This is a genomic window from Bartonella sp. WD12.1 (assembly GCF_002022415.1).
In the GTDB taxonomy this organism is placed as follows: Bacteria; Pseudomonadota; Alphaproteobacteria; order Rhizobiales; family Rhizobiaceae; genus Bartonella.
The window spans coordinates 746640-770134 of sequence record NZ_MUBG01000001.1 but is presented as its reverse complement, the minus strand read 5'-3'; the positions used below and the strand labels follow the sequence as shown (position 1 = coordinate 770134).

General features: G+C 36.2%; 16 protein-coding genes and 1 pseudogene. 1 reads left to right on the top strand and 16 read right to left on the bottom strand.

What is annotated here, in order from left to right; translation table 11 throughout:
• The first annotated feature begins 162 nt into the window (after positions 1 to 162).
• Positions 163 to 1980 (top strand): extracellular solute-binding protein, encoded by a 1818-nt coding sequence (locus BWD121_RS03365; RefSeq protein ID WP_078663377.1) that lies wholly within the window; start codon positions 163 to 165, stop codon positions 1978 to 1980.
• A gap of 566 nt (positions 1981 to 2546) precedes the next feature.
• On the opposite strand, the gene mfd is transcribed toward BWD121_RS03365, so the two are convergent.
• The 16 genes and pseudogenes from mfd to nuoF form a co-directional block, all read right to left on the bottom strand.
• Positions 2547 to 6047 (bottom strand): transcription-repair coupling factor, encoded by a 3501-nt coding sequence (gene mfd, locus BWD121_RS03360; RefSeq protein ID WP_078663376.1) that lies wholly within the window; start codon positions 6045 to 6047, stop codon positions 2547 to 2549.
• 5 nt (positions 6048 to 6052) lie between these two features.
• Positions 6053 to 6343: a succinate dehydrogenase assembly factor 2 gene (locus BWD121_RS03355; RefSeq protein ID WP_078663375.1), complete on the bottom strand. Its 291-nt coding sequence runs from the start codon at positions 6341 to 6343 to the stop codon at positions 6053 to 6055.
• 75 nt (positions 6344 to 6418) lie between these two features.
• Positions 6419 to 7099, bottom strand: a complete 681-nt coding sequence (locus BWD121_RS03350) for an ABC transporter ATP-binding protein (RefSeq protein WP_078663374.1) — start codon at positions 7097 to 7099, stop codon at positions 6419 to 6421.
• Complete coding sequence (locus tag BWD121_RS03345) at positions 7099 to 8367, bottom strand: lipoprotein-releasing ABC transporter permease subunit (RefSeq protein WP_078663373.1); 1269 nt, start codon at positions 8365 to 8367, stop codon at positions 7099 to 7101. The genes BWD121_RS03350 and BWD121_RS03345 overlap by 1 nt, the downstream gene beginning before the upstream one ends.
• A 12-nt stretch (positions 8368 to 8379) precedes the next feature.
• Positions 8380 to 9705: a proline--tRNA ligase gene (proS, locus tag BWD121_RS03340; protein ID WP_078664059.1), complete on the bottom strand. Its 1326-nt coding sequence runs from the start codon at positions 9703 to 9705 to the stop codon at positions 8380 to 8382.
• Positions 9706 to 9949: 244 nt separating this feature from the next.
• Entirely contained in the window at positions 9950 to 11626 is a 1677-nt protein-coding gene (locus BWD121_RS03335; protein ID WP_078663372.1) for a ribonuclease J, read from the bottom strand.
• A gap of 52 nt (positions 11627 to 11678) precedes the next feature.
• Positions 11679 to 12482, bottom strand: coding sequence for a biotin--[acetyl-CoA-carboxylase] ligase (locus BWD121_RS03330; RefSeq protein ID WP_078663371.1), 804 nt, complete (start codon positions 12480 to 12482; stop codon positions 11679 to 11681).
• Positions 12482 to 13936, bottom strand: coding sequence for an NADH-quinone oxidoreductase subunit NuoN (gene nuoN / locus BWD121_RS03325; RefSeq protein WP_078663370.1), 1455 nt, complete (start codon positions 13934 to 13936; stop codon positions 12482 to 12484). Before nuoN ends, BWD121_RS03330 begins: the two co-directional genes overlap by 1 nt.
• A gap of 17 nt (positions 13937 to 13953) precedes the next feature.
• Positions 13954 to 15423 carry an NADH-quinone oxidoreductase subunit M gene (locus BWD121_RS03320; RefSeq protein WP_078663369.1) on the bottom strand — a complete coding sequence of 490 codons (1470 nt, stop codon included), beginning with the start codon at positions 15421 to 15423 and terminating at the stop codon, positions 13954 to 13956.
• Positions 15423 to 17387 carry an NADH-quinone oxidoreductase subunit L gene (gene nuoL / locus BWD121_RS03315; protein WP_078663368.1) on the bottom strand — a complete coding sequence of 655 codons (1965 nt, stop codon included), beginning with the start codon at positions 17385 to 17387 and terminating at the stop codon, positions 15423 to 15425. The genes BWD121_RS03320 and nuoL overlap by 1 nt, the downstream gene beginning before the upstream one ends.
• A 4-nt stretch (positions 17388 to 17391) precedes the next feature.
• A complete protein-coding gene (nuoK, locus tag BWD121_RS03310; protein ID WP_010703771.1) occupies positions 17392 to 17700 on the bottom strand; it encodes an NADH-quinone oxidoreductase subunit NuoK in 309 nt (102 codons plus the stop codon).
• 13 nt (positions 17701 to 17713) lie between these two features.
• Entirely contained in the window at positions 17714 to 18334 is a 621-nt protein-coding gene (locus tag BWD121_RS03305; protein WP_078663367.1) for an NADH-quinone oxidoreductase subunit J, read from the bottom strand.
• Positions 18335 to 18432: 98 nt separating this feature from the next.
• Positions 18433 to 18924 carry an NADH-quinone oxidoreductase subunit NuoI gene (nuoI, locus tag BWD121_RS03300; protein ID WP_078663366.1) on the bottom strand — a complete coding sequence of 164 codons (492 nt, stop codon included), beginning with the start codon at positions 18922 to 18924 and terminating at the stop codon, positions 18433 to 18435.
• 16 nt (positions 18925 to 18940) lie between these two features.
• Positions 18941 to 19986, bottom strand: a pseudogene (gene nuoH / locus BWD121_RS03295) (NADH-quinone oxidoreductase subunit NuoH).
• 23 nt (positions 19987 to 20009) lie between these two features.
• Positions 20010 to 22079, bottom strand: coding sequence for an NADH-quinone oxidoreductase subunit NuoG (gene nuoG, locus BWD121_RS03290; protein ID WP_078663365.1), 2070 nt, complete (start codon positions 22077 to 22079; stop codon positions 20010 to 20012).
• 64 nt (positions 22080 to 22143) lie between these two features.
• A complete protein-coding gene (gene nuoF / locus BWD121_RS03285) occupies positions 22144 to 23451 on the bottom strand; it encodes an NADH-quinone oxidoreductase subunit NuoF (protein WP_078663364.1) in 1308 nt (435 codons plus the stop codon).
• Positions 23452 to 23495: the final 44 nt, after the last annotated feature.

The following is a 23495-nucleotide window of genomic DNA, read 5'->3' as shown; positions in this document are numbered from 1 at the left end:
AGAGAGAGAAAACAATTAAATAATTGATTGAATTTTTGTACAATTTATATGATTCATTTTTTTCTCAATTGCTTTATTTTTGATAAAATTTATTCATAAAATGCTTCGCATAATGAATAAAACTAAATTTGTATAAACGAATTACTATTGCGCTATTATTAAATGTTATTCTACAGTTCGTATCGTTTAAAATTTTCTCTTGCTTTTATAATTTTTCTTCTGTGCCATGATGTGATTGCAAATGGTATTGCAATGCGTGAAGCGCCAAAACTACCAGATAAATTTGAATATTTTCCTTATGCTTCCCCCAATGCAAACAGTAAAGGCAAAATCACCTATGGTGTTGTTGGAACATTTGATGGTTTAAATCCCTTTGTTATTCGTAGTTTTCGGACAACTGCACGAGGGCTTTTTGCAGATGAGCAACTTTCTGGCCTTGTTTATGAAACAATGATGGTACGTTCTCGTGATGAATCTTTTACACTTTATCCTCTTTTAGCAGAAAAAGTTGAATTAAATGATGAACGTACAGAGATTACTTTTTTTCTTAATCCAAAAGCGCATTTTTCAGATGGGAAGCGCATAACAATTGAAGATGTCTTATTCACTGTTAATCTTCTTAAAGACAAGGGCAGACCTCCATTTGATAGGTACATGAAGCGTATAGAATCTATCGAAGTAATTAATAATCATTGTATTAAGATGCGCTTTCCACAATCACAGGATCGTGAATTTCCGCTTATTTTAGCAGGTGTAATGCCAATATTACCCAAACATGCTATTAATGTTGATGATTTTGAAAAAAACGGTTTAGTTAAAATTCCAGGAAGTGGTCCTTATATTATTGAACATGCTGATCCTGGTGAACGCATTATCTATAAACGTGATCCCAATTATTGGGGGAGAGATCTTCCTGTTAATAAAGGATTGCATAATTTTGACATTATTCAAATTGAATACTTTCGAAATGATACAGCACACTTTGAAGCTTTTAAAAAAGGTGTTGTCGATATCTTTATTGAAGAATCTTCTAATCCAAATCGCTGGCGACTTGCTTATAATTTTCCGGCTGTTCATGAGGGGCGCATTATCAAAGAATCTTTTTCAAAAGGGACACCTGCTGATACTATTGGTTTTGTTTTTAATACCCGTCGTACTATTTTTAAAGATAAAAAAGTGCGACAAGCATTATCAATGCTTTTCGATTTTGAATGGGTTAATCGTCATCTTTTTAATAATATCTATACAAGAACAGAAGGTTATTGGGCAGGATCTATACTTTCATCTGTAGGAAAACCAGCAAGCGAAGAAGAAAAAAGGCTCTTAGCTCCTCATTTTAATGCAGTTCTTCCCGAAGTGATGAATGGAAGCTGGCGTCTTGTTAAAACAGATGGCTCAGGTATGGATCGGCTTATTATGCAAGCAGCTTGGAAACTTTTGCAAGAATCAGGTTTCACCAGAAAAAACAACAAGGTTATTGCTCCGGATGGTTTGCCATTTCAATTTGAGATCATGACTCAAACACTCGATGAAGAAAAAATTGCTCTTGCATTTCAAAGTACATTATCACGTTTTGGTATTAATATTGAGATAAGGACCGTCGATGATACCCAATATCAAAATCGCTTAAGTGTATTTGATTATGATATGATTATTGCAAAATTAAAGAATTCTCTATCACCGGGCAATGAACAAATAAACCGTTGGGGTTCGGTTTCTAAGAATTTGAAAGGAAGTTTTAATTTTGCAGGAACAGCTGATCCTGCTATAGACGCGATGATAACCGCAATGCTCAATGCACGTTCTGATGCTGATTTCATTGCAGCAGTGCGTGCTTTGGATAGAGTTCTTATTTCTGGTAGCTATTATATACCATTGTACCACTTGCCCGAACAACGAGTAGCACGTTGGTCATATATTAAACACCCTGTTTATACATCCTTATATGGGTATTATCTTCCAACTTGGTGGCGTGAGTAAAAGAAAAACAAATAAAAACAATTTTATAAATTGTTTTTATAATTTCGTTTTTCATGATTCCATTTAGGTTACAATTATAAAAAGGGATTTTATTGTTTAGATTATTTGAACTTGCAGCATTAGGTTACATAATAAGAAAAGTTATAGAAAATAAAAATCTTTATATAAATTCTAATGCATATTTTAAAAGGAGAATATCGGATTTAGTTGCTAGTTTATAAAAGTAGTGCCTCACACAATTGGTATTTACTTATAGTATCTAGGAACGGCCATATAAAGAGAATAATATAACAACATTATTTCATGTTATTTCGAAGGAAAATGAAATATTCTAGATATAAAATATTTTTACAGCAGTTTTTCAAACTATGAAATGCAATGTAAATACGATTTTAAACTTAAAGGTTATTATTACATAAACAATACTATAAGATCTTGAAAAGAACTTTGTGCCTTTATCGTGAATCAAAAATGTTTATATGAAAGAGTAAAAAGTCGATTTTTATAGAATTTGCGCAAAAATTAACCATGGTTATGTTTAAAAAAGCTAGAAAATGCCGAAATTGCTAAGCAGGACATTGTTCTGTTATTGTTGCAAGTTGTGTCATAATCGTTTCTGCACCTGAAAGTCTTTCATCAGCTGTGGGCCAATCACGAATAAAAATAATACTTTGATCTGGTCGGATTTTTGCCAGAGAGCCTTGTTCTCCAATCCATTTAATAAGGCCAGCACTGTTTTCAAAATAATTATTACGAAACTGCACAACAATACCCTTTGGGCCAGCATCCAATTTTTCTACATGCGCTTTTTTACATAATGCTTTAATATAAACAATCTTAAGAAGATGTTGGACTTCAGTTGGAAGAGAACCGAAACGATCCACCAATTCAGCTCCTAATTGGTTGATTTGTTGCAAATCATCAAGTTCTACTAAACGGCGGTAAAGACTCATACGCAGTGATAAGTCAGGCACAAAACTTTCTGGTATTATTGCTGTTATACCAAGTGAAATTTGGGGTGACCATTGGCCATCTTCATTGTGTTTACCATCCTTTAATTCGGCAACTGCTTCTTCAAGCATTTTTTGATAGAGCTCAAATCCAACCTCTTTAACGTGCCCTGATTGCTCTTCGCCTAAGAAATTACCTGAACCGCGAATATCCATGTCATAACTAGCTAATTGGAAGCCTGCACCCAATGTATCGAGAGATTGCAAGACTTTAAAACGGCGATCAGCAGCAGGCGTTAAAACTTTACCGGCAGGAAAAGTAAAAAGTGCATAAGCGCGTTGTTTTGAACGCCCTACCCTGCCACGCAACTGATAAAGTGAAGAAAGACCGAACATATCAGCACGGTGCACAATTAATGTATTTGCGGTTGGAATATCAAGACCTGATTCAATGATGGTTGTTGAAAGCAGTACGTCATATTGTCTATCATAAAATGCATTCATAATATCATCAAATTGTGTAACTGGCATTTGACCATGAGCTACAGCAAATTTAAGTTCAGGTACGTGTGTTTTAAGATATTCTTCTACATAGGGAAGATCAGAAATACGAGGACAAACATAAAAACTCTGTCCGCCCCGATAATATTCACGAAGCAATACCTCGCGTATAACAATTGCATCGAAAGGTGAAATAAAAGTTCGAACCGGTGTTCTACCAATGGGTGGAGTTGCTATTAATGAAAGTTCACGCAGTCCTGATAAAGCAAGCCCTAAGGTTCGTGGTATAGGAGTGGCTGAAAGCGTGAGAACATGAATATCACTTTTAATTTCTTTTAAGCGTTCTTTATGCTTAACACCAAAATGCTGCTCTTCATCAATGATAAGTAGCCCCAACCGTGAAAAATTAATTGATTCACTAAGTAATGCATGTGTTCCAATGGCAATATCAATTGTACCATTTGAAATATCTTTTTTGACTTGCGCTAATTCTTTGGCTTTTACAAGCCTTGAAACATGGCCAATTTTAACAGGTAACCCTTGAAAACGTGAGATAAAAGTCTTGTAATGTTGCCGTGAGAGCAAAGTTGTAGGCACAACAACAGCAACTTGATAACCATTTAATGCAGCAACAAAAGCACTTCGAATAGCAACTTCTGTTTTTCCAAAACCAACATCACCACATATTAAACGGTCCATTGGTTTTCCTGCTGCTAAATCACCTAAAACTGCATCAATTGCATCTATCTGATCTTCTGTTTCTTCATAAGGAAAGCATGCAACAAATTCATCAAACAATCTAATTGGTGGAATTAACGCAGGTGCAGAGCGTGTGGCGCGTTCTGCAGCTATACGGATCAATTGGCCAGCAATTTTCAATAAATGTTTTTTTAGTCGCGCTTTACGTGTTTGCCAAGCAACGCCGCCTAACTTGTCTAACGTTACATCTGTATCTGCTGATCCGTAACGTGATAAAAGTTCAATATTTTCAACAGGTAAAAATAATCGATCACCTTCAGCATAATTGATTTCGAGACAATCACGTAAAATTCCAGCTGTCATGATGGTTTTAAGACCGATAAACTGTCCAATACCATGATCAATATGCACAACAATATCACCAGAATTTAATGTAGCAATTTCAGAGATAAAATGCGCATTATGCTTGCGCCGTTTTGATGACCTTATTAACCGATCACCAAGGATATCCTGTTCGGCTATAATAACAAAATCGTCAATTTCAAAACCGTGCTCAATTGCTATGATAGCTGCCGATACCTGATCATGTGATGTTGCCTTTACAGCTTGTAGTGACTTTGCAATTTCTATTTTTTTCAATCCGTATTCATCAAGAATCTGCAACAAGCGATTCATAGATCCTTCACTCCAGCAAGCTAAGAGTACCTTCTTGCCAGCTGATTGTAGTGAAAGAATATAATCAACCACATTTGCAAAAACATTTTTTTCCTGTGCATTACGTTCTTTTACAAAATCGTATCCCGGCACAACATTCGTATGAATAACTGTCTGTCCAGAGGTTTGTGGAACATTGAAGGGTATAAAATCAATACGTTGTCCCGATTGTTGTGCACGTGTTAAAACTTGTTCTGGTGTCAGATAAAGTAGGTTAGGCTCTATTGGGTGATAAGAAGCATTACTTTCTTGATTGTTTTCTTGCTCTTTACGAACATTATAAAAATCTTCAATGAGACGATAGCGTTCAGTTAGCACTTCTTCTATAAGGTGCTCAAAAATAATAGGTACATTACCACAATAATCAAAGAAATTATCAAGATTCTCGTAAAAAAACGGCAACCAATGTTCCATACCAGCAAAACGTCGCCCTTGAGAAATGGCTTCATAAAGCATATCATTTCTTTGTGATACACTAAGTGTACGGATATAATTATTTTTAAATAAATTAATCCGCTCAGGCGTGAGGATAACCTCACTCATTGGTTGTAAAAAAAATTCAGTTTTGTTGCCTGTTGTACGTTGCGTAACTGGGTCGAATACGCGAATAGTCTCTAGAGTATCACCAAAAAAATCAAGACGCAAAGGTTCACTATCATTAGGAGAAAAAATATCAATAATTCCTCCTCTGATAGCAAATTCACCAACATCGTGCACAATCGCAACGCGTTCAAAACCACTACGTTCTAAATAATGGATTAGATTATTCATATTAATACATTGACCAACCTTTGTATGAATAATTTGATCATCGATTATGGCACGAGGTGGTAATTTTTGAATAATTGCATTTGCTGTTGTCAATATAATTGCAGAACGTGGATTTTTACGCAAATGTGATATATGTGCCAAAGCTGAAAGGCGTCGCGCAGTAATGGCTATTCCAGGCGATACACGATCATAAGGCAAACAATCCCATGCAGGAAACTGAAAAACAGGTAAATTGGGTTCAATAAAATTTAAAACTTGCTGTACATGGGAAATCTTTGTTCCATCACGAACAATGTAAACAAGTGGCTTATCTTGAGCAATTTCTGAGCTTAATTGAGCAAGCGCGAAAGATTCAAACCCATCAATAATGCCATCAAGAATCATTAAATCCTGCACATCTTTAGGAAGAATAATTTTTTGAAATATGGACATTTTGATCAATTAAAATTTGTGCAAATACGATAATTTGCAATGTCACGAAAAAGCGGGCTATCTACCTCAGATGGTGTAGGAATTTCCCCTGTAATCCACATAAGTAAATCGCGATCTTCAAAAGACATAATATATTCAAGTTCAGAGATTGCTTCATCGCTCATCTCAATGATATGCGAATCAACATATTGCCCTAAAATTAAATCCATTTCACGAATGCCTCTATGCCACGCCCGAAAAATCAATCGCCGACACCGTGCATTTAATTGATTTTTATCAATTACAAAATTTGTCATAAAAACTCTTCAATAGGTGAATATAAATATACAGCTATAGTATTAATTTTCTATAATAAACGGTGTACTGTATTTTTAAGGAAGTTCAATAATTTTTCTTTCTTTTAGTGTAATTCGACGATGCATCAACTTAGCCAAACTGTAATTATGTGTTGCAATAAGAGCAGCAAGCCCAGATTGACGAACAAGAGCTGATAAAGCCTGAAATACATAAACTGAAGTTACAGGATCAAGATTTCCTGTAGGTTCATCAGCTAACAGTACACAAGGAGCATTTGCTATAGCACGGGCAATAGCGACACGCTGTTGTTCGCCGCCTGATAATTCTGATGGACGATGTTTAGCACGATGAGAAACCCGAAGATATGTTAATAATTTAAGTGCGCGATTTTCCGCAGTCGATTTTTTCAATCCTGCTATCATTTGGGGTATCATTACATTTTCTAAAGCTGTGAACTCTGGTAACAAATGATGAAATTGATAAACAAAACCAATATTTTTTTGTCTCATAGCTGTTCGTTCACTATCAGAGCATTTTGCACAAGAAACACCATGCAATAAAACATCACCAGCTGTTGGTTTTTCTAGTAATCCAGCAATATGAAGAAGTGTTGATTTTCCAGCACCAGATGGTGCAACAAGTGCTACAAGTTCTCCGCGATTTAGAATAAAATTAGCTTTGTCTAAAATAATTAAAGATTTGTCGTTATCAAAAAAACGTCGCTCAATCTCGACAAGTTCTAACACAACAGACATTACTCATACCTCAAAGCTTGTACGGGATCTAGTTTAGAAGCTTGCCACGCTGGAATGAGTGTTGCAAAAAACGATAAAAGTAAGGACATCATAGCTACCATAACAGTTTGTCCCCATTCAATCCGTGCTGGCAACTTTGTTAGAAAATAAAATTGAGGATTAAAAACATCAACATTAAAAAGCCAAGATACAAAATGCTGAATATAATTGATATTTGTAGCAGCTATAATACCTAAAACTACTCCCAATATTGTCCCAATACACCCAATCATCATGCCGGTAGAGATAAATATACGCATGATTGCACTCTGTTGCGCTCCCATAGTACGCAAAATTGCAATATCATGATTTTTATCTTTCACCAGCATAATTAATCCCGAAATAATATTTAAAGCAGCAACGAGGATAATAAGAGAAAGAATAAAAAACATGACGTTACGTTCAATCTGTAAAGCTGAAAAAAAAGCTTGATTACGCATGCGCCAATCAATTAAATAAACTTGTTGATCCATCTCTTTTTCTATTACTTTCTTTATTTGCTCAACAGTATCGGGATCATTAAGAAATAACTCTAGTGATTGAATTTTTTGCCCCAGATTGAAAAATGCTTGTGCTTCAGAAAGAGGCATAAAAACAAATATTGAATCATATTCAGACATACCTACTTCAAAAATAGCAATTATTTTATAAGCTTTGATACGTGGCATAACTCCAAAAGGCGTTACATCACCATCTGGTGTAATAATACGCAGATCACTTCCAATTGTTAGCCCTAATTTTTCTGCCAGACCACTTCCGATTGCAATGCCTTCTTCTTTTTCAAATTGAGCAAGTGTACCTGATTTAATATTTTGAGATACTATTTTAAGCTTCTCCAAATCTTCTTGACGCATGCCACGAATCAAAGCACCAGTCCCCCCACCAACATCACCTTGAACAAGTGCTTGCCCTTCAACAACAGGCAAAGCAGAATTTACACCGTCTATGGATTCCAAATAAGAAATAAAGGTATTATAATCAGAAAAACCAGAATCAGTCGTTTGAACGATAAGATGTCCATTCATACCGAGAATGCGATTAAGAAGTTCTGTGCGAAAACCATTCATTACTGCCATAACAACAACTAAGGCGAAAACCCCTAACATAATCCCAATTAAAGAAATAATTGAAACAACAGATGTAAACATATGTTTTTTATTAGGAATCATGTAACGAAATGAAATCATCCATTCATAAGATAAAAACCATTTTCTTCTCAAACCATTCATAACATTGCCTACTTAAGTTGTAGAAAGTCGGTTAAATACTGATTCAATTGTTAAAGATTCTTTAGTACCTGTTTTTCTGTCTTTAATTTCAACCTCATTGTGCGCAGCATTTTTGGGTCCAACGATTATTTGTGTTGGTAAGCCGATCAAATCCATTATTGCAAATTTCACACCAGGACGCTCATTTCTATCATCTAACAATGGATCAAAGCCAGCACGTATAAGTCCCTGATAAAGAGTTTCACACATATGGTTACATTTTTTATCATCTGGTTTCATGTTGATGATACCAAAATCAAATGGTGCTATTGGTTTTGGCCAAATAATACCATTTTCATCATGAGAAGCTTCAATTGCTGCTGCAACAAGACGTGAAGGACCAATCCCATAGGATCCCATAAAAACTGGGTGTTCTTTTCCGTCTTTCCCCATCACTTTTGCTCCCATTGGTACAGAATATTTAGTGCCAAAGTAAAAGATGTGCCCTACTTCAATGCCACGTGCTGAAAGCTGATTGGATTCAGAAATTTTACTCCATTCTTCCTCATTATGCATTTCCTCCGTTGCAGCATAAAAAGTTGTCCACTGTTTAACGATATCAGCTAAAACAGTTTTATCAGTAAAATCAATTGAAAAAAGTGGAGCATTGATATCAAGAAATTGTTTATCACAAAATATAGCACTTTCACCTGTTTCAGCTAGAATGATAAATTCATGGCTACGTTCGCCACCAATCGGGCCTGTATCAGCGCGCATCGGGATTACTTTCAACCCCATGCGAGAAAAAGTACGTAAATAAGCAACAAACATACGATTATAGGATATTTTTGCATTTTCATAATCAAGATCGAAAGAATATGCGTCTTTCATTAAAAATTCTCGTGAACGCATCACACCAAAACGCGGACGGATCTCATCACGAAATTTCCACTGAATTTGATAAAGATTGAGAGGAAGATCCTTATAAGAACGAACATATGAACGAAAAATATCTGTTACTATTTCTTCATTAGTTGGGCCATAAAGCAAATCACGTTCTTGTCGATCTTTAATACGTAACATTTCAAAACCGTAGTCGTCATAGCGACCACTTTCATACCAAAGATCAACAGATTGAATCGTAGGCATTAATATTTCTAAAGCGCCAGCTTGTTTTTGTTCTTCACGAATAATTGTACAAACTTTATCAAGTACTTTTTTACCTAATGGTAACCAAGAATAAATCCCTGCTGTTTGTTGACGAATCATGCCTGAACGCAACATAAGTCGATGTGAAACAATTTCTGCTTCTTTAGGATTTTCTTTTAAAATAGGTATAAAATATTGAGAAAAGCGCATTGAAATCATTAACTCCTAATTAAGCTCATCAAATCGGAGCAGTTCAAATAATGTTATGCATTAATCATAGCTGTATTCTGAAAGCTTGCAAATATAACAAACCAATATGTTATAAAAATTTTATTTGATATATTTTTTAGTTTACTTATCCTCAGTAAAGTGCAGATACGTATTAGTAATAAAGCTAACTTAGTAATTCTTTTCTTTTAATTTAACTAAAAGAAATAATTATAAGAGCAATTTTTTATTTTGAGCGATGTAAGAAAATTGTACAAACAGGTTTTTTTCCCCAAATTTCATTAACAGCTGCTCTAACAGCCCGACGTGTTACTTCTTGAATAAGTTCATTATCTTTTCTTTTAATCTGCGGAATATTATTAATAGTATTTTCTACAACAGTTAAAAGAACATCCTTTAATGATTTCCCTTTTCCATCGTTTTTAGGTAATCCAAATGCCGTAAAACCAATATCATCAAGTAAATCATGCTTACTATTCATATGGAGAGAAATCGCAACATAACCAACATAACTTAATTTGCGGCGTTCATTAATCCCTACTTCATCTTCATTACCAATCAGGTAACCATCTTTATAGATTTGACCAACAGGTACTTTCTCAATGATTTCTATTGGTTTGGGAGCAAGACGGAGCATATCGCCATTTCTAATTTCAGCAATAGTTTTAATATTAGCCTCACGTGCTAAAGCTGCTTGGGCCACAAGGTGTACTGCCTCACCATGCACAGGAACAAGTATTTGCGGTTTTACCCAATCATACATTTGTAGAAGTTCTAAACGGCGGGGATGGCCTGAAACATGAACAAGAGCATCATTATTTGTAATTACTTTAATTCCCTGATCAATAAAACGATTTTGTATCTCAAAAATAGCTTTTTCATTTCCCGGAATACTGCGTGATGAATAAATAATTGTATCACCAGGAGAGAGCGCAATATTTCTCATTTCATTTCGTGAAAGTTTTGCTAAAGCAGAACATGGTTCACCTTGGCTTCCTGTTACTACCAAAACCATGTTTTTTCGTGGAATGTGACTATAATCATCTTCCGTTACAAACGGTGCTAAATTATTTAAATAACCAAGTTCTTGTGCTACAGTAACACTACGTTTTATAGAACGCCCCACCAAAAGAACTTGGCGCCCAGCAGATTCTGCCGCAAGAGCAATTGAACGTATCCTACCAATATTCGATGAAAAAGTTGCAATAACAATACGGCCTTCAGCTTTCAAAATAATTTCAGAAAGACTATCTCGAACTTGTTGTTCTGATGGTGATATACCGTCTTGGAGAGCATTAGTGGAATCGCATATTAATGCTAAAATACCTTTATTTCCTAAAATCCGTAATCTTTTTTCGTCTGTCACAGGCCCAAGTGAAGGTGTATGATCAATTTTCCAATCTCCAGTGTGGATCACATTTCCTAAAGATGTTGTAATTGCCAAAGAAACAGCTTCTGGAATTGAATGATTGACAGCAATAGCTTCAATTGTAAATGGACCAATTTGAAAGCAATCACCAGCTTGAAAAATATTTAATGAGACTTTATTAAATTTGAAATTTGATCGCTTTTTACTCTCTAATAATCCTGCGGTAAAAGGAGTACAATAAAGCGGAACCTGAAGTTTTGGCCATAAATCAAGGACAGCACCATAGTGATCTTCGTGTGCATGTGTCAAAACAAGACCACGCACATTATGTTTTTCATTTTCCAGAAAATGAATATCTGGCAAAATAAGATTTGCTCCTGGCAATTCAGGGCCAGCAAAACTAACTCCCATATCGACAAGCAACCATTCCCGGCGATCCTTTGGACCAAATCCATAAGCAGCCAAATTCATCCCTATTTCCCCTACCCCTCCCAAGGGTAGAAAAACCAATTCATTTTCATTGGTAGAAACCATAAATATCTCCTAAACTATTAAGATAATCTCATGGTGAAATAAAATTTATAAGTTAATAATGATTTGTCTTAACAGAAGCAGCTAAACCAAAATAAACATCTCCAGCCGTTATAATTGCTTTCTGACCGTTTTTTTGTTTGACAATGCAGTTAAAATCATGATCAAGACCATCAAAAATACCTTCAGTAAGTTTTTCACCATTGATTATTTTGATAGGTTGTCCAAGATGAGCTGAATATGAAAGCCATTTCTTATGGATTATACTACACCCTTCCGATTGCTTCCAAAGAAGATAATTTTCAGCAAAACATTTCGTTAAAACCATAAATAATTCTTCTTTATCAATATCTAATCCAATATTCTTTATACTTGATGTTAAATATGGTGCATCTTTAAAATGATGTTTTACATTTACACCGATACCAATAACCAATGCATATTTTTGTGGAGTTAAAGTAAAGAGCTCAAGTAAGATTCCAGAGCTTTTAATCCCTTTAAGTAAAATATCATTTGGCCATTTCAAACTAACAATGCTATTTTCTTTATCTTTTATAAAGTGTCTTATAGCTTCTACTATACTTACTCCAGCAACAAAACTAAGTTGAGAAGCAGTTTGGCAAACAATATCATCAATTAATAAAAGGCTAGAGTACAAATTTCCTTTCGGACTATACCATGTCCTACCTCTTCTAGCTCTTCCTTGTGTTTGTTTTTCCGCAACAACCCAAAGATAACCACAATGACCAGCATTTGCTTTTTGTTGTGCAATAAGATTTGTTGAATCTACACTTTCATATGATTCAAGAACATACCCTTGTTTTAAAGCAAAATCTGATAATGCATAAACCATGCTTATTAAAATAATGATATTGCTACTTTTTCTGCAAATTCAGCAAACCAAATTCCAAAAAACACATAAAATAAAATAAATAATGTAGAAAGCCCAAGACAAAGCTTAAGTTCGTTTGATAAAACAATAAAACTATCTTTTGCAGCGTCAAACCACATAATTTTAATAATCCGTAAATAGTAAAAAGCGCCAATAACAGAGGTAACCATACCAATAACAGCAAGTGGAGTAAGACCTGCGTGAACAGCTGCAGAAAATGTATACCATTTACCAAAAAAACCAGCCATAGGAGGTATACTTGCTAAAGAAAAAAGCTGTATCGTCATCGTAATAGCCATAAATGGATTAGTTTTTACCAATCCTGCAAGGTCATAAATATTCTCAACATTTCTGTCACCAGATCGCATTCCAAGAATAAATGCAAATGAACCAAGAGTCATGCCAAGATAAATAGTCATATAGAGAATAACACCTTTTACTCCAATTATACTTCCAGCAGCTAGACCAACAAGTGCATACCCCATATGACCGATGGACGAGTAAGCCATTAAACGCTTAATGTTACTCTGGCCAATTGCAGCAAATGCACCTAGTATTATTGATGCAATTGCCATAAAAATTAAAATCTGTTGCCATGCAGGCATAGAACTATCAGAACTTCCTAATGGAATAAAAGTAACAACAATAATACGAATAATTAATGCCATTGCTGCAATTTTAGGAGCACAAGCAAAAAATGCTGTAATAGGTGTTGGTGCTCCTTCATAAACATCAGGTGTCCACATATGAAATGGGACTGCAGAAATTTTGAAAGCCAAACCAGCTAAAATGAAAACGATAGCTAAAATAATACCCAACTGTAAAGTTTCATTATTTAAAGCAAAAGCAATTTCGCTGAAACCAATTTGAGCAGTAAAACCATAAAGCAATGAAATACCATAAAGTAAAAATCCTGAAGACAACGCACCTAAAACAAAATATTTTATACCAGCTTCAGAAGATTTTATATTGTCGCGATTGATTGCAGCAAGGACATATAAAGCCAAAGATTGTAATTCTAACCCCATATAAAGAGACAGCGTATTCCCAGCTGAAATCATTAACATCATACCCAAAGTCGCAAAAATGACTAATACGGGAAACTCAAATATATCAAATTTCTGAGCACAAGCAAAACCAACAGACATAATGAGAGCAAAGAGTGCACCGATAAGAGTTAGAACTTTCATATAACGGCTAAAGGAATCAATAATGAGTGTGTTTGTATAGAAAAAGCCATTTTGCGGAAAGACAACCATAATAATAATAGTTGCAACAAGTAGAGCAATTGCTAAACCAGTGATAGTTAAATATGAACGTGCACCGGAATAAACACCGATTAAAAGGAGTACCATGCCCCCTAGTGCCATCAAAATTTCTGGAAAAATTAATATTAATTGAGCTATTATATCAGTTTGCATGAGTATTTATTTCTTATTTAGTGCAGCTGGTTAATAAGGGTTTCTACTGTAAACGCCGTGGTTTTAAGAATCGGCATTGGGTAGACACCAAAAAATATTGTAAGAACAACCATTGGATAAAGGATAATCTTTTCTCTTAAAGAGAGATCATGGAGCACTTTCAGACTTTCCTTATCTAAGGGGCCAAAAATCATACGTCGATAAAGATAAAGTGCATAAGCGGCGGATAATATAACACCAGTTGTAGCAAAAACTGCAACTAATTTATTAATTTGAAAGACACCTATTAAAGTTAAAAATTCACCTAAAAACCCTGAACTTCCAGGTAAACCGACATTCGCCATAGTAAAGATTAAGAATACAACCGCGTATTTTGGCATGTTATTTACTAAACCACCAAAAGCCGAAATTTCACGCGTGTGCAAGCGATCATATATAACTCCAACACAAAGAAACAAAGCGGCAGAAACAACCCCATGTGATAGCATCTGATAAATAGCACCTTGAATACCTTGCTCGTTAATAGCAAAAATACCCATTGTTACGTAACCCATATGAGCTATTGACGAATAGGCAATAAGCTTTTTTATATCATTTTGAACAAGCGCAACTAACGATGTATAAATAATTGCAATAAGCGATAATACAAAAACTAAAGGAGCAAAATCAGCTGAAGCAACGGGAAACATTGGCAAAGAAAAACGAAGAAAACCATAACCACCTAATTTGAGCAATACTCCAGCTAAAATAACAGAGCCCGCTGTTGGTGCTTCTACGTGCGCATCAGGTAGCCATGTGTGGACCGGCCACATTGGCATTTTAACTGCGAAAGAAGCAAAAAATGCAAGCCATAACCACATCTGCATATGTGTAGAAAATTGATAGGTCAATAAAGTTGGTATATCAAGTGTTCCCGCTTCCCAATACATAGCCATAATAGCAACTAACATGAGTACTGAACCAAGCAAAGTATATAGGAAAAACTTCATACTCGCATAAACACGGCGTGCTCCACCCCAAACACCAATAATAATAAACATTGGAATGAGGCTACCTTCAAAAAAAACATAAAATAGCATTGCATCAAGAGCACAAAAAACTCCAATGATTGCAACTTCAAGGAGAAGAAAAGCAATCATATAAGCTTTTAATCTATCTTTAATATTTTCCCAACTTGCTAAAATGCAGAATGGTAATAAAAAAGCTGAAAGGACGACAAAAAGGATAGAAATACCATCAATGCCCATATGATAGCTAATACCGCCACCTAACCAATCGAATTTCTCAACCATTTGGAAATCGGAACTTGTATTATCAAACCTTACCCAAATAATTAACGAGATAATAAAAACAAAGACAGATGTAAAAAACGCTACATTACGTATATTATGTTTTTCAGCCTCGGTATCATCTTTGATTAATAAAATCAAAAATACACCAACAAGCGGTAAAAATGTAACTGTAGAAAGAATAGGCCAGTCGGTCATCAACTTAAACTCCCGATCATTATCCACGTGATCAGCGCTGTAACACCAATAAGCATCGCAAACGCATAGTGATAAAGATAACCTGTCTGCAGTCGGATAATTTTGTTTGTAATATCAACAACACGTGCAGCAATACCATTTGGCCCCAAGCCATCAATAATTTTACCATCACCTATCTTCCAAAGAAAGCAACCAATTCTTAAAGCAGGACGGACAAACAAAAAGTCATAAAGTTCGTCAAAATACCACTTATTGTAAAGAAAACGGTAGAATGCAGGCATAAATTCAGAGAGTTTTTTGGGAAGTGACGGAATAAAAATATAGAATAGGCAAGCCAAAACAAATCCAAGAACCATTGCTGTAAATGGTGACCACTTTACCCAATTTAACACATTGTGCGCTTCATGAAGAATATGGTTGTGGTTACTTGTAAACAATGCACCTTTCCAAAAAGTGTCATATAAATTACCAAAAAAATAAGGTTGAAAAACCACACCTGCAAATAATGCTCCAACAGATAAAACAAACAAAGGAATCAACATAACCGGAGGTGATTCATGAACATGATGCATAACATCAACGGTTGCACGTGGTTTACCATGAAATGTCATAAATATAAGCCGCCACGAATAAAAACTCGTTAATAAGGCAGACAAAACAAGAATCCAAAAAGCATATTCTGAAACAATATTATGTGACGCAAAAGCGGATTCTATAATTGCATCTTTTGAGAAAAAACCCGCTGTACCAAAAAAAGTTCCCGGTATTCCAACACCTGTTAATGAAACAGTTCCTATAACCATCATCCAATAAGTTGTTTGTACATGTTTACGCAACCCCCCCATTTTTCGCATATCTTGCTCATCAGATACTGCGTGAATTACAGAACCTGCACCGAGAAACAATAGAGCTTTAAAAAAAGCGTGTGTAAAGAGATGAAAAACAGCTGCTCCGTAAGCTCCAACCCCTAAAGCAACAAACATATAACCAAGCTGTGAACATGTTGAATAAGCAATAACGCGCTTGATATCATTTTGTACAAGCCCCACAGTTGCTGCAAAAAATGCAGTCATTGTTCCAACAATAACAATCACAGTGGAAGCAGTTGAAGAAAGTTCAAAAATTGGTGACATACGTGCAACCATAAAAACGCCAGCGGTTACCATTGTTGCTGCGTGAATAAGAGCAGATACAGGTGTTGGCCCTTCCATTGCATCAGGAAGCCACGTATGTAGAAGAAATTGCGCTGATTTACCCATAGCACCGATAAATAAAAGAAGACACGTCACAGTAATTGCTGTTTGTCCATCAAGCCGCCAACCTAAAAATGTTATATTTTGTATAAAACTACTGTCTATAGTCTTTGCAAAAATATCTGCAAAATTAACTGATTGAAACAAAACAAAAATACTAAAGATACCTAGAAGAAAACCAAAATCACCAACACGGTTAACCACAAAAGCTTTCATCGCTGCTTTATTAGCAGAAGCTCTCTGAAACCAAAAGCCAATTAATAAATAAGATGCAAGCCCAACACCTTCCCAACCAAAAAACATTTGGATTAAGTTATCAGCTGTCACCAGCATAAGCATCATAAATGTGAATAAAGAAAGATAAGCAAAAAAACGAGACCTTGAAGGATCGTGATGCATATAACCAATTGAATAAATATGCACTAATGCTGAAACACTGTTAACCACAACAAGCATAACGGCTGTTAATGTATCAATGTACAGAGTCCAATCAAAAACTAAGTTACCAACAGCTACCCAGTGCAAAACCGGCACACTAACCGCTGAAGTATAACCAATAGCAATATTTAAAAAAGCTATCCATGATAATGCAGCAACAATTACCATGAAACTAGACGTCACAATTTCACTTGCACGAGAGCCTATAGTTTTTCCACCGACAGCAGCAGTTAAAAAACCCAAAAGCGGCAGAAAGACAATTGCATAATACATTTTATCAGCCTTTCATCACATTAACATCTTCAACTGCGATAGAACCGCGGTTACGGAAAAAAACAACAAGAATTGCTAGACCAATTGCTGCTTCAGCAGCCGCGACTGTCAAAATAAATAAAGCGAATATTTGACCAACCAGATCATGAAGAAATGCTGAAAAAGCAATAAAATTAAGGTTGACTGAAAGCAATATAAGCTCAATTGACATAAGAATAATAATCACGTTCTTCCTGTTTAGGAAAATGCCAAAAATGCCAATCGTGAACATTATCGCAGAAACAGTGAGATAATGAGAAATGTCAATATGCATAGTCGTCTCCCCGCTAAATACCCTTACCTGACTCAACTTGTTTAATTTCAATTGCATTTTTTGCTGTTCTAGCAACTTGCACTGCAATTGATTGTCGTTTGACACCAGACTTGTGACGAAGCGTTAAAACAATAGCGCCAATCATTGCAACTAATAAAATCATTCCAGCAATTTGGAAATAGAAAATATAATCTGTATAAAGAATATCTCCTAACGCTTGCGTATTTGTCCGCTGCGCTAAATCTGGCATCGGTTGCGTAACATGAGATCTTAAAATGGGAGAAAAGTGACTACTAATAAAAACAGAAACCAATTCTACAATAATAACAACACCAATAAAAGCTCCAACAGGAATATATCGAAGCACTCCACTTTTCAATTCAGCGAAGTCCACATCAAGCATCATAACCACAAATAAAAATAAAACCGCTACAGCACCAACATAAACGACAAGTAAAATAAGCCCCAAAAACTCAGCCCCCAAAAGTATAAATAAAGCCGCTGCATTAAAAAATGCCAAGATTAAAAATAATACTGAATGCACTGGATTACGTGCAGCAACAACAATAACTGCACTTATGAGCATGATAAAAGAAAATATATAGAAAAATACCGCCGCTGAACCTGTTAGCATAGGATTTCCTTCAATTAATAACCACTAATTAGCATAAAATTCATACCAGACCACAATTTGCCAGTTAGAATCATTCGACTACTTATTTGATGATACATCTAACGATAAGGCGCATCCATCAATATATTACGAGCAATTTCTCTCTCCCAACGATCTCCATTACTTAAAAGCTTTTCTTTGTCATAATAAAGTTCTTCACGCAATTCTGTTGCAAACTCAAAATTTGGTCCTTCCACAATAGCATCAACTGGACAAGCTTCCTGACAAAAACCACAATAAATACACTTAACCATATCAATATCGTAACGAATAGTTCTACGTGTACCATCATTGCATCGTGGTCCCGCCTCAATTGTAATAGCTTGTGCAGGACAAATTGCTTCACATAATTTACATGCAATACACCGTTCTTCACCATTTGGATAACGACGTAAAGCATGTTCACCACGAAAACGCGGAGAAACAACTCCCTTTTCATAAGGGTAATTAATCGTAGGTTTTGGTGAAAAAAACTGACGCATCGCCAAAAAAAAGGCACTTATAAATTCTAATAAAAGCAATGATTTTGCCGCTTGAATAAGACCTGACATACGAAACGCCCCCTCTTTAAGCGAAACTAGTATATTTTAGAACAGCAGCAGTTATCACAACCATTGCCAATGAAATAGGAAGGAACACTTTCCAACCAAGCCGCATTAACTGGTCATAACGATAACGCGGCACAAATGCTTTAACCATAGCAAAACCAAAAAACACAAAACAAACCTTTAAAACAAACCAAATGACACCTGGAACCCAATTAAGCCACCAAACATCCAAAGGAGGCAACCAACCACCTAAAAATAAAATGGTTGTTAATGCACACATTAAAACAATAGCAACATATTCACCAAGAAAAAAAAGCATATAAGGAGTTGAGGAATACTCAACCATGTGACCAGCAACAAGCTCAGATTCTGCTTCAACTAAATCAAAAGGAGGACGATTTGTTTCAGCAAGCGCAGAGATAAAAAATATAATGAACATTGGAAAAAGAACCAACCAATTCCAATCAAGAAAACTGTTAAAAGGTAAACCAAGATTCATTCCAAGTCCCCTACTCTGCTCAAGAACAATTGTTGTGAGATCTAATGAACCACTTACCAAAATAACAGTTACAAGAACAAATCCAATTGAAACCTCATAAGAAACCATTTGCGCTGCTGAACGAAGAGCTCCTAAGAAAGGATATTTTGAATTTGATGCCCACCCCCCATGATAACGCCATAAACTTCAAGAGATGAAATAGCTAAAATATAAAGCAAACCAATATTAATATTGGCAATTTCCCAATTTTCATTAACTGGCACAACAGCCCAAGTTGATAATGCAAGCATAGCAGAAACAAAAGGAGCCAAAAGAAAAACACCTTTATTGGCACCAGCAGGGATAATAGGTTCTTTAACCGCAAATTTAATTAAATCTGCAAAAGATTGAAATAGCCCCCACGGACCAACAACATTAGGACCCCGCCGCAATTGCACAGCAGCCCAAATTTTTCTATCTGCATAAAGAAGATACGCAATTAAAACTAGAAGAACAACCAAAAGGAAAAGTGTCTTACCTACTATAATCAGCAATGGTAATAGCCCGGTCATAAAGAAATCATACATAATATTCCTTTTCCCTTCTATTCTTACTCTACAGATCCAGAAACATGATTCTTTGCAAGAGCTGAACATTCAGCCATAACTGCGGAAGCACGTGCTATTGGATTTGTTAAATAGAAGTCCTTAATTATAGAAGCGAATGTTTGCTTGCTCAAACCAATTAATTGTGAACCGAGCGCTTTGAGATCACTTATACATGCAGGCGCTATATCATCAATTGCACAAAGATGTGGAAAATCATTGAACAAATTCTGCCTTAATTGAGATAAAGAATCAAAAGGAAGCTTTTTTCCTAAAACGTCAGATAAAGCGCGCAAAATTGCCCAATCTTCCTTTGCTTCACCCGGAGCAAAACCGGCTCGATTTGTCATTTGAACACGACCTTCTGTATTAACGTAAAGCCCTGATTTCTCAGTATAAGCTGATGCTGGCAAAATTACATCAGCAGCATGCGCACCATTATCACCGTGACTACCAATATAAATTGTAAATGCCTTTTTATGGGTTAATTCTACTTCATCGGCACCAAGTAAAAATAAAACTTCACAGGTCTTAACAATATTTTCAGTTCCAATTTTAGAAACAAAACCAATATCTAACCCCCCAACAGTCGAAGCAGCATTATGAAGTACACCAAATCCATTCCATTCTTTATTGAGAGCACCGACAACATCAGATAATTTTGCAAGATTTTTTAAAACAGATAAACCCTCTTTACCTGAAACAGCGGCTTCTCCGATAAGAATAAGTGGACGTTTAGCTTTTTTCAGAACATCAAAAAACGCATTTTCTCCATTAATAAGTGCATTTAACGCTTCAGTACCAGCCCCAAGATAAGAATATGGGTAACGTAAATCAACTTGTTCTCCAATTAATGCAATTGGAAATTGCCCCATCCGTTGACGCTTTAAAATACGCGCATTTAAAACAGCAGCTTCAGTACGCGGATTAGAGCCCACAATGAGCAATGCATCAGCTTGCTCAATACCCACAATAGTCGGGTTAAAAATATAACTTGAACGCCCTAATTCAGGTGACAAGGCCATACCTCTTTGACGACAATCAAACACTTTTGATCCTAGTGAAGTAAGCAATACTTTAAGTGCATACATTTCTTCAACAGACGCTAGATCTCCTGCAATTGCACCAATCTTTTCTGCTGATGTTTTAGATACTGCCATCTTAATACTCGTAAAAGCTTCTGACCAACTTGTAGGCTGAAGTTTTCCATTTTTGCGAACATATGGTTTATCAAGTCGCTGAGTGCGTAACCCATCCCAAATAAAACGTGTCTTATCAGAAATCCATTCTTCATTTACGTCCTGGTTCGTACGCGGTATTATTCGCATAACTTCACGACCCCGACTATCAATGCGAATGGCGCTACCAAGCGCATCCATCACATCAATTGATTCTGTTTTAGTCAATTCCCATGAACGTGCATGAAATGCATAAGGCTTTGAGGTTAAAGCACCCACCGGGCAAAGATCAATAACGTTTCCCTGTAATTCAGATGTCATTGCTTTTTCAAGATAAGTCGTAATTTCAGCATCTTCACCACGACCAATCAAACCAAGCTCTGAAACACCTGCAACCTCTGTCGTAAAACGAACACAACGAGTACAATGAATACACCGTGTCATAACAGTTTTTACAAGCGGACCAATATATTTATCTTCTACAGCACGCTTGTTTTCCGTATAACGAGAACAATCACGACCATAAAACATTGCTTGATCCTGAAGATCACATTCACCACCTTGATCACATACAGGACAATCTAGCGGGTGATTAATGAGGAGAAACTCCATAACACCTTCACGAGCTTTTTTAACCATCGGTGTATTGGTAAATATTTCAGGTATTTCACCATTGGGTCCTAATCGTAAATCGCGAACTCCCATCGCACAAGAAGCTTGAGGTTTTGGAGGAGCCCCTTTAACCTCAACTAAGCACATGCGACAATTTCCAGCAATTGACAAACTTTCATGAAAACAAAAACGTGGCACTTCAGCACCAGCAGCTTCAGCGGCTTGAAGCAATGTATAGTAGTCCGGAACTTTAATCTCTTTACCATCAACTTTGATACTTATCATCATCAATCCAGTCCGCAGATAATTCACCTAAACTCACATTTTATTATTCATTAGAATAAAATTTTCACTCTACTGTTTCCAAAGCAACATTTTTGCTTTGAACCATGTTTCGCGTATAATCATCAATTCTTTGCTCAATCTCTGAGCGAAAATTGCGTATCAATCCTTGCACAGGCCAGGCCGCAGCATCACCAAGCGCACAAATAGTATGCCCCTCAACCTGTTTAGAAACTTCAAATAGAAGGTCAATTTCACGCTTTTGAGCTCTCCCTTCAACCATACGTCCTAAAAGGCGCATCATCCAACCAGTGCCCTCACGACACGGTGTACACTGCCCACAACTTTCATGTTTGAAAAAAGCTGCTATCCGCCAAATTGCCTTAATAATATCTGTTGATTTATCCATAACAATCACGCCACCTGTACCAAAGGAAGAACCGACATCACGCATTCCATCAAAATCCATGACTGCGTCTATCATATCTTCACCCCGAACAACTGGACAAGAAGCTCCACCTGGAATAACCGCCAAAAGATTATCCCACCCACCACGAATACCTCCTGTGTGTTTTTCAATTAACTCACGAAAAGAAACACCTAAAGCTTCTTCAAATGTACAAGGAGCATTGACGTGGCCAGAAATCATAAACAATTTTGTTCCAACATTGTTTGAGCGACCAATCGATGAAAACCATGAAGCACCCCGACGCAAAATTGTTGGAATAACTGCAATGGATTCCACATTATTAACTATTGTTGGACAACCATAAACCCCCATGTTAGCAGGAAATGGCGGTTTAAGCCGAGGTTGCCCTTTTTTCCCCTCAAGACTTTCTAAAAGAGCTGTTTCCTCACCACAAATATACGCTCCAGCACCATGATGAACAATAATATCGCAAACATACCCATATTTGGTTTTTTTACCAAGCAAACCAGCATTATAACATTCATCAATTGCAGCTTGAAGCGCTTCACGTTCACGAATATATTCACCACGGATATAAATAAAAGCCACATTTGCTCCTATTGCAAAAGTAGCAATAACACATCCTTCAATTAAAGTATGAGGATCATGCCGCAAAATATCACGATCTTTACATGTTCCAGGTTCTGATTCATCCGCATTCACGACTAAATAATGTGGTCGACCATCACTTTGCTTTGGCATAAAAGACCACTTCATACCAGTAGGAAAACCAGCACCACCACGACCACGCAAACCTGACTTTTTTACCTCATCAACAATCCAGTCACGGCCTTTTTCGATAATCGCTTTGGTACCATCCCAATGCCCACGCAGCATAGCACCTTTTAATGATTTATCCTTTAAACCGTAAATATTAGTGAAAATGCGATCTTTATCAGTTAGCATACCCCACCTTTTTCTCTAACATCGAATATGTTCTCAACATTTTC

Bases quoted from the DNA above. Each gene is read 5' to 3' on its own strand.
- mfd (WP_078663376.1), bottom strand. From the start codon at position 6,047: ATGTCCATATTTCAAAAAATTATTCTTCCTAAAGATGTGCAGGATTTA.
- proS (WP_078664059.1), bottom strand. From the start codon at position 9,705: ATGCGCTTTTCTCAATATTTTATACCTATTTTAAAAGAAAATCCTAAA.
- nuoL (WP_078663368.1), bottom strand. From the start codon at position 17,387: ATGTATTATGCAATTGTCTTTCTGCCGCTTTTGGGTTTTTTAACTGCT.
- nuoN (WP_078663370.1), bottom strand. From the start codon at position 13,936: ATGCAAACTGATATAATAGCTCAATTAATATTAATTTTTCCAGAAATT.
- BWD121_RS03365 (WP_078663377.1), top strand. From the start codon at position 163: ATGTTATTCTACAGTTCGTATCGTTTAAAATTTTCTCTTGCTTTTATA.
- BWD121_RS03335 (WP_078663372.1), bottom strand. From the start codon at position 11,626: ATGGTTTCTACCAATGAAAATGAATTGGTTTTTCTACCCTTGGGAGGG.
- BWD121_RS03320 (WP_078663369.1), bottom strand. From the start codon at position 15,423: ATGACCGACTGGCCTATTCTTTCTACAGTTACATTTTTACCGCTTGTT.
- BWD121_RS03355 (WP_078663375.1), bottom strand. From the start codon at position 6,343: ATGACAAATTTTGTAATTGATAAAAATCAATTAAATGCACGGTGTCGG.
- BWD121_RS03345 (WP_078663373.1), bottom strand. From the start codon at position 8,367: ATGAATGGTTTGAGAAGAAAATGGTTTTTATCTTATGAATGGATGATT.
- nuoG (WP_078663365.1), bottom strand. From the start codon at position 22,079: ATGATAAGTATCAAAGTTGATGGTAAAGAGATTAAAGTTCCGGACTAC.
- nuoK (WP_010703771.1), bottom strand. From the start codon at position 17,700: ATGCATATTGACATTTCTCATTATCTCACTGTTTCTGCGATAATGTTC.
- BWD121_RS03350 (WP_078663374.1), bottom strand. From the start codon at position 7,099: ATGTCTGTTGTGTTAGAACTTGTCGAGATTGAGCGACGTTTTTTTGAT.
- nuoF (WP_078663364.1), bottom strand. From the start codon at position 23,451: ATGCTAACTGATAAAGATCGCATTTTCACTAATATTTACGGTTTAAAG.
- nuoI (WP_078663366.1), bottom strand. From the start codon at position 18,924: ATGTCAGGTCTTATTCAAGCGGCAAAATCATTGCTTTTATTAGAATTT.
- BWD121_RS03305 (WP_078663367.1), bottom strand. From the start codon at position 18,334: ATGCTAACAGGTTCAGCGGCGGTATTTTTCTATATATTTTCTTTTATC.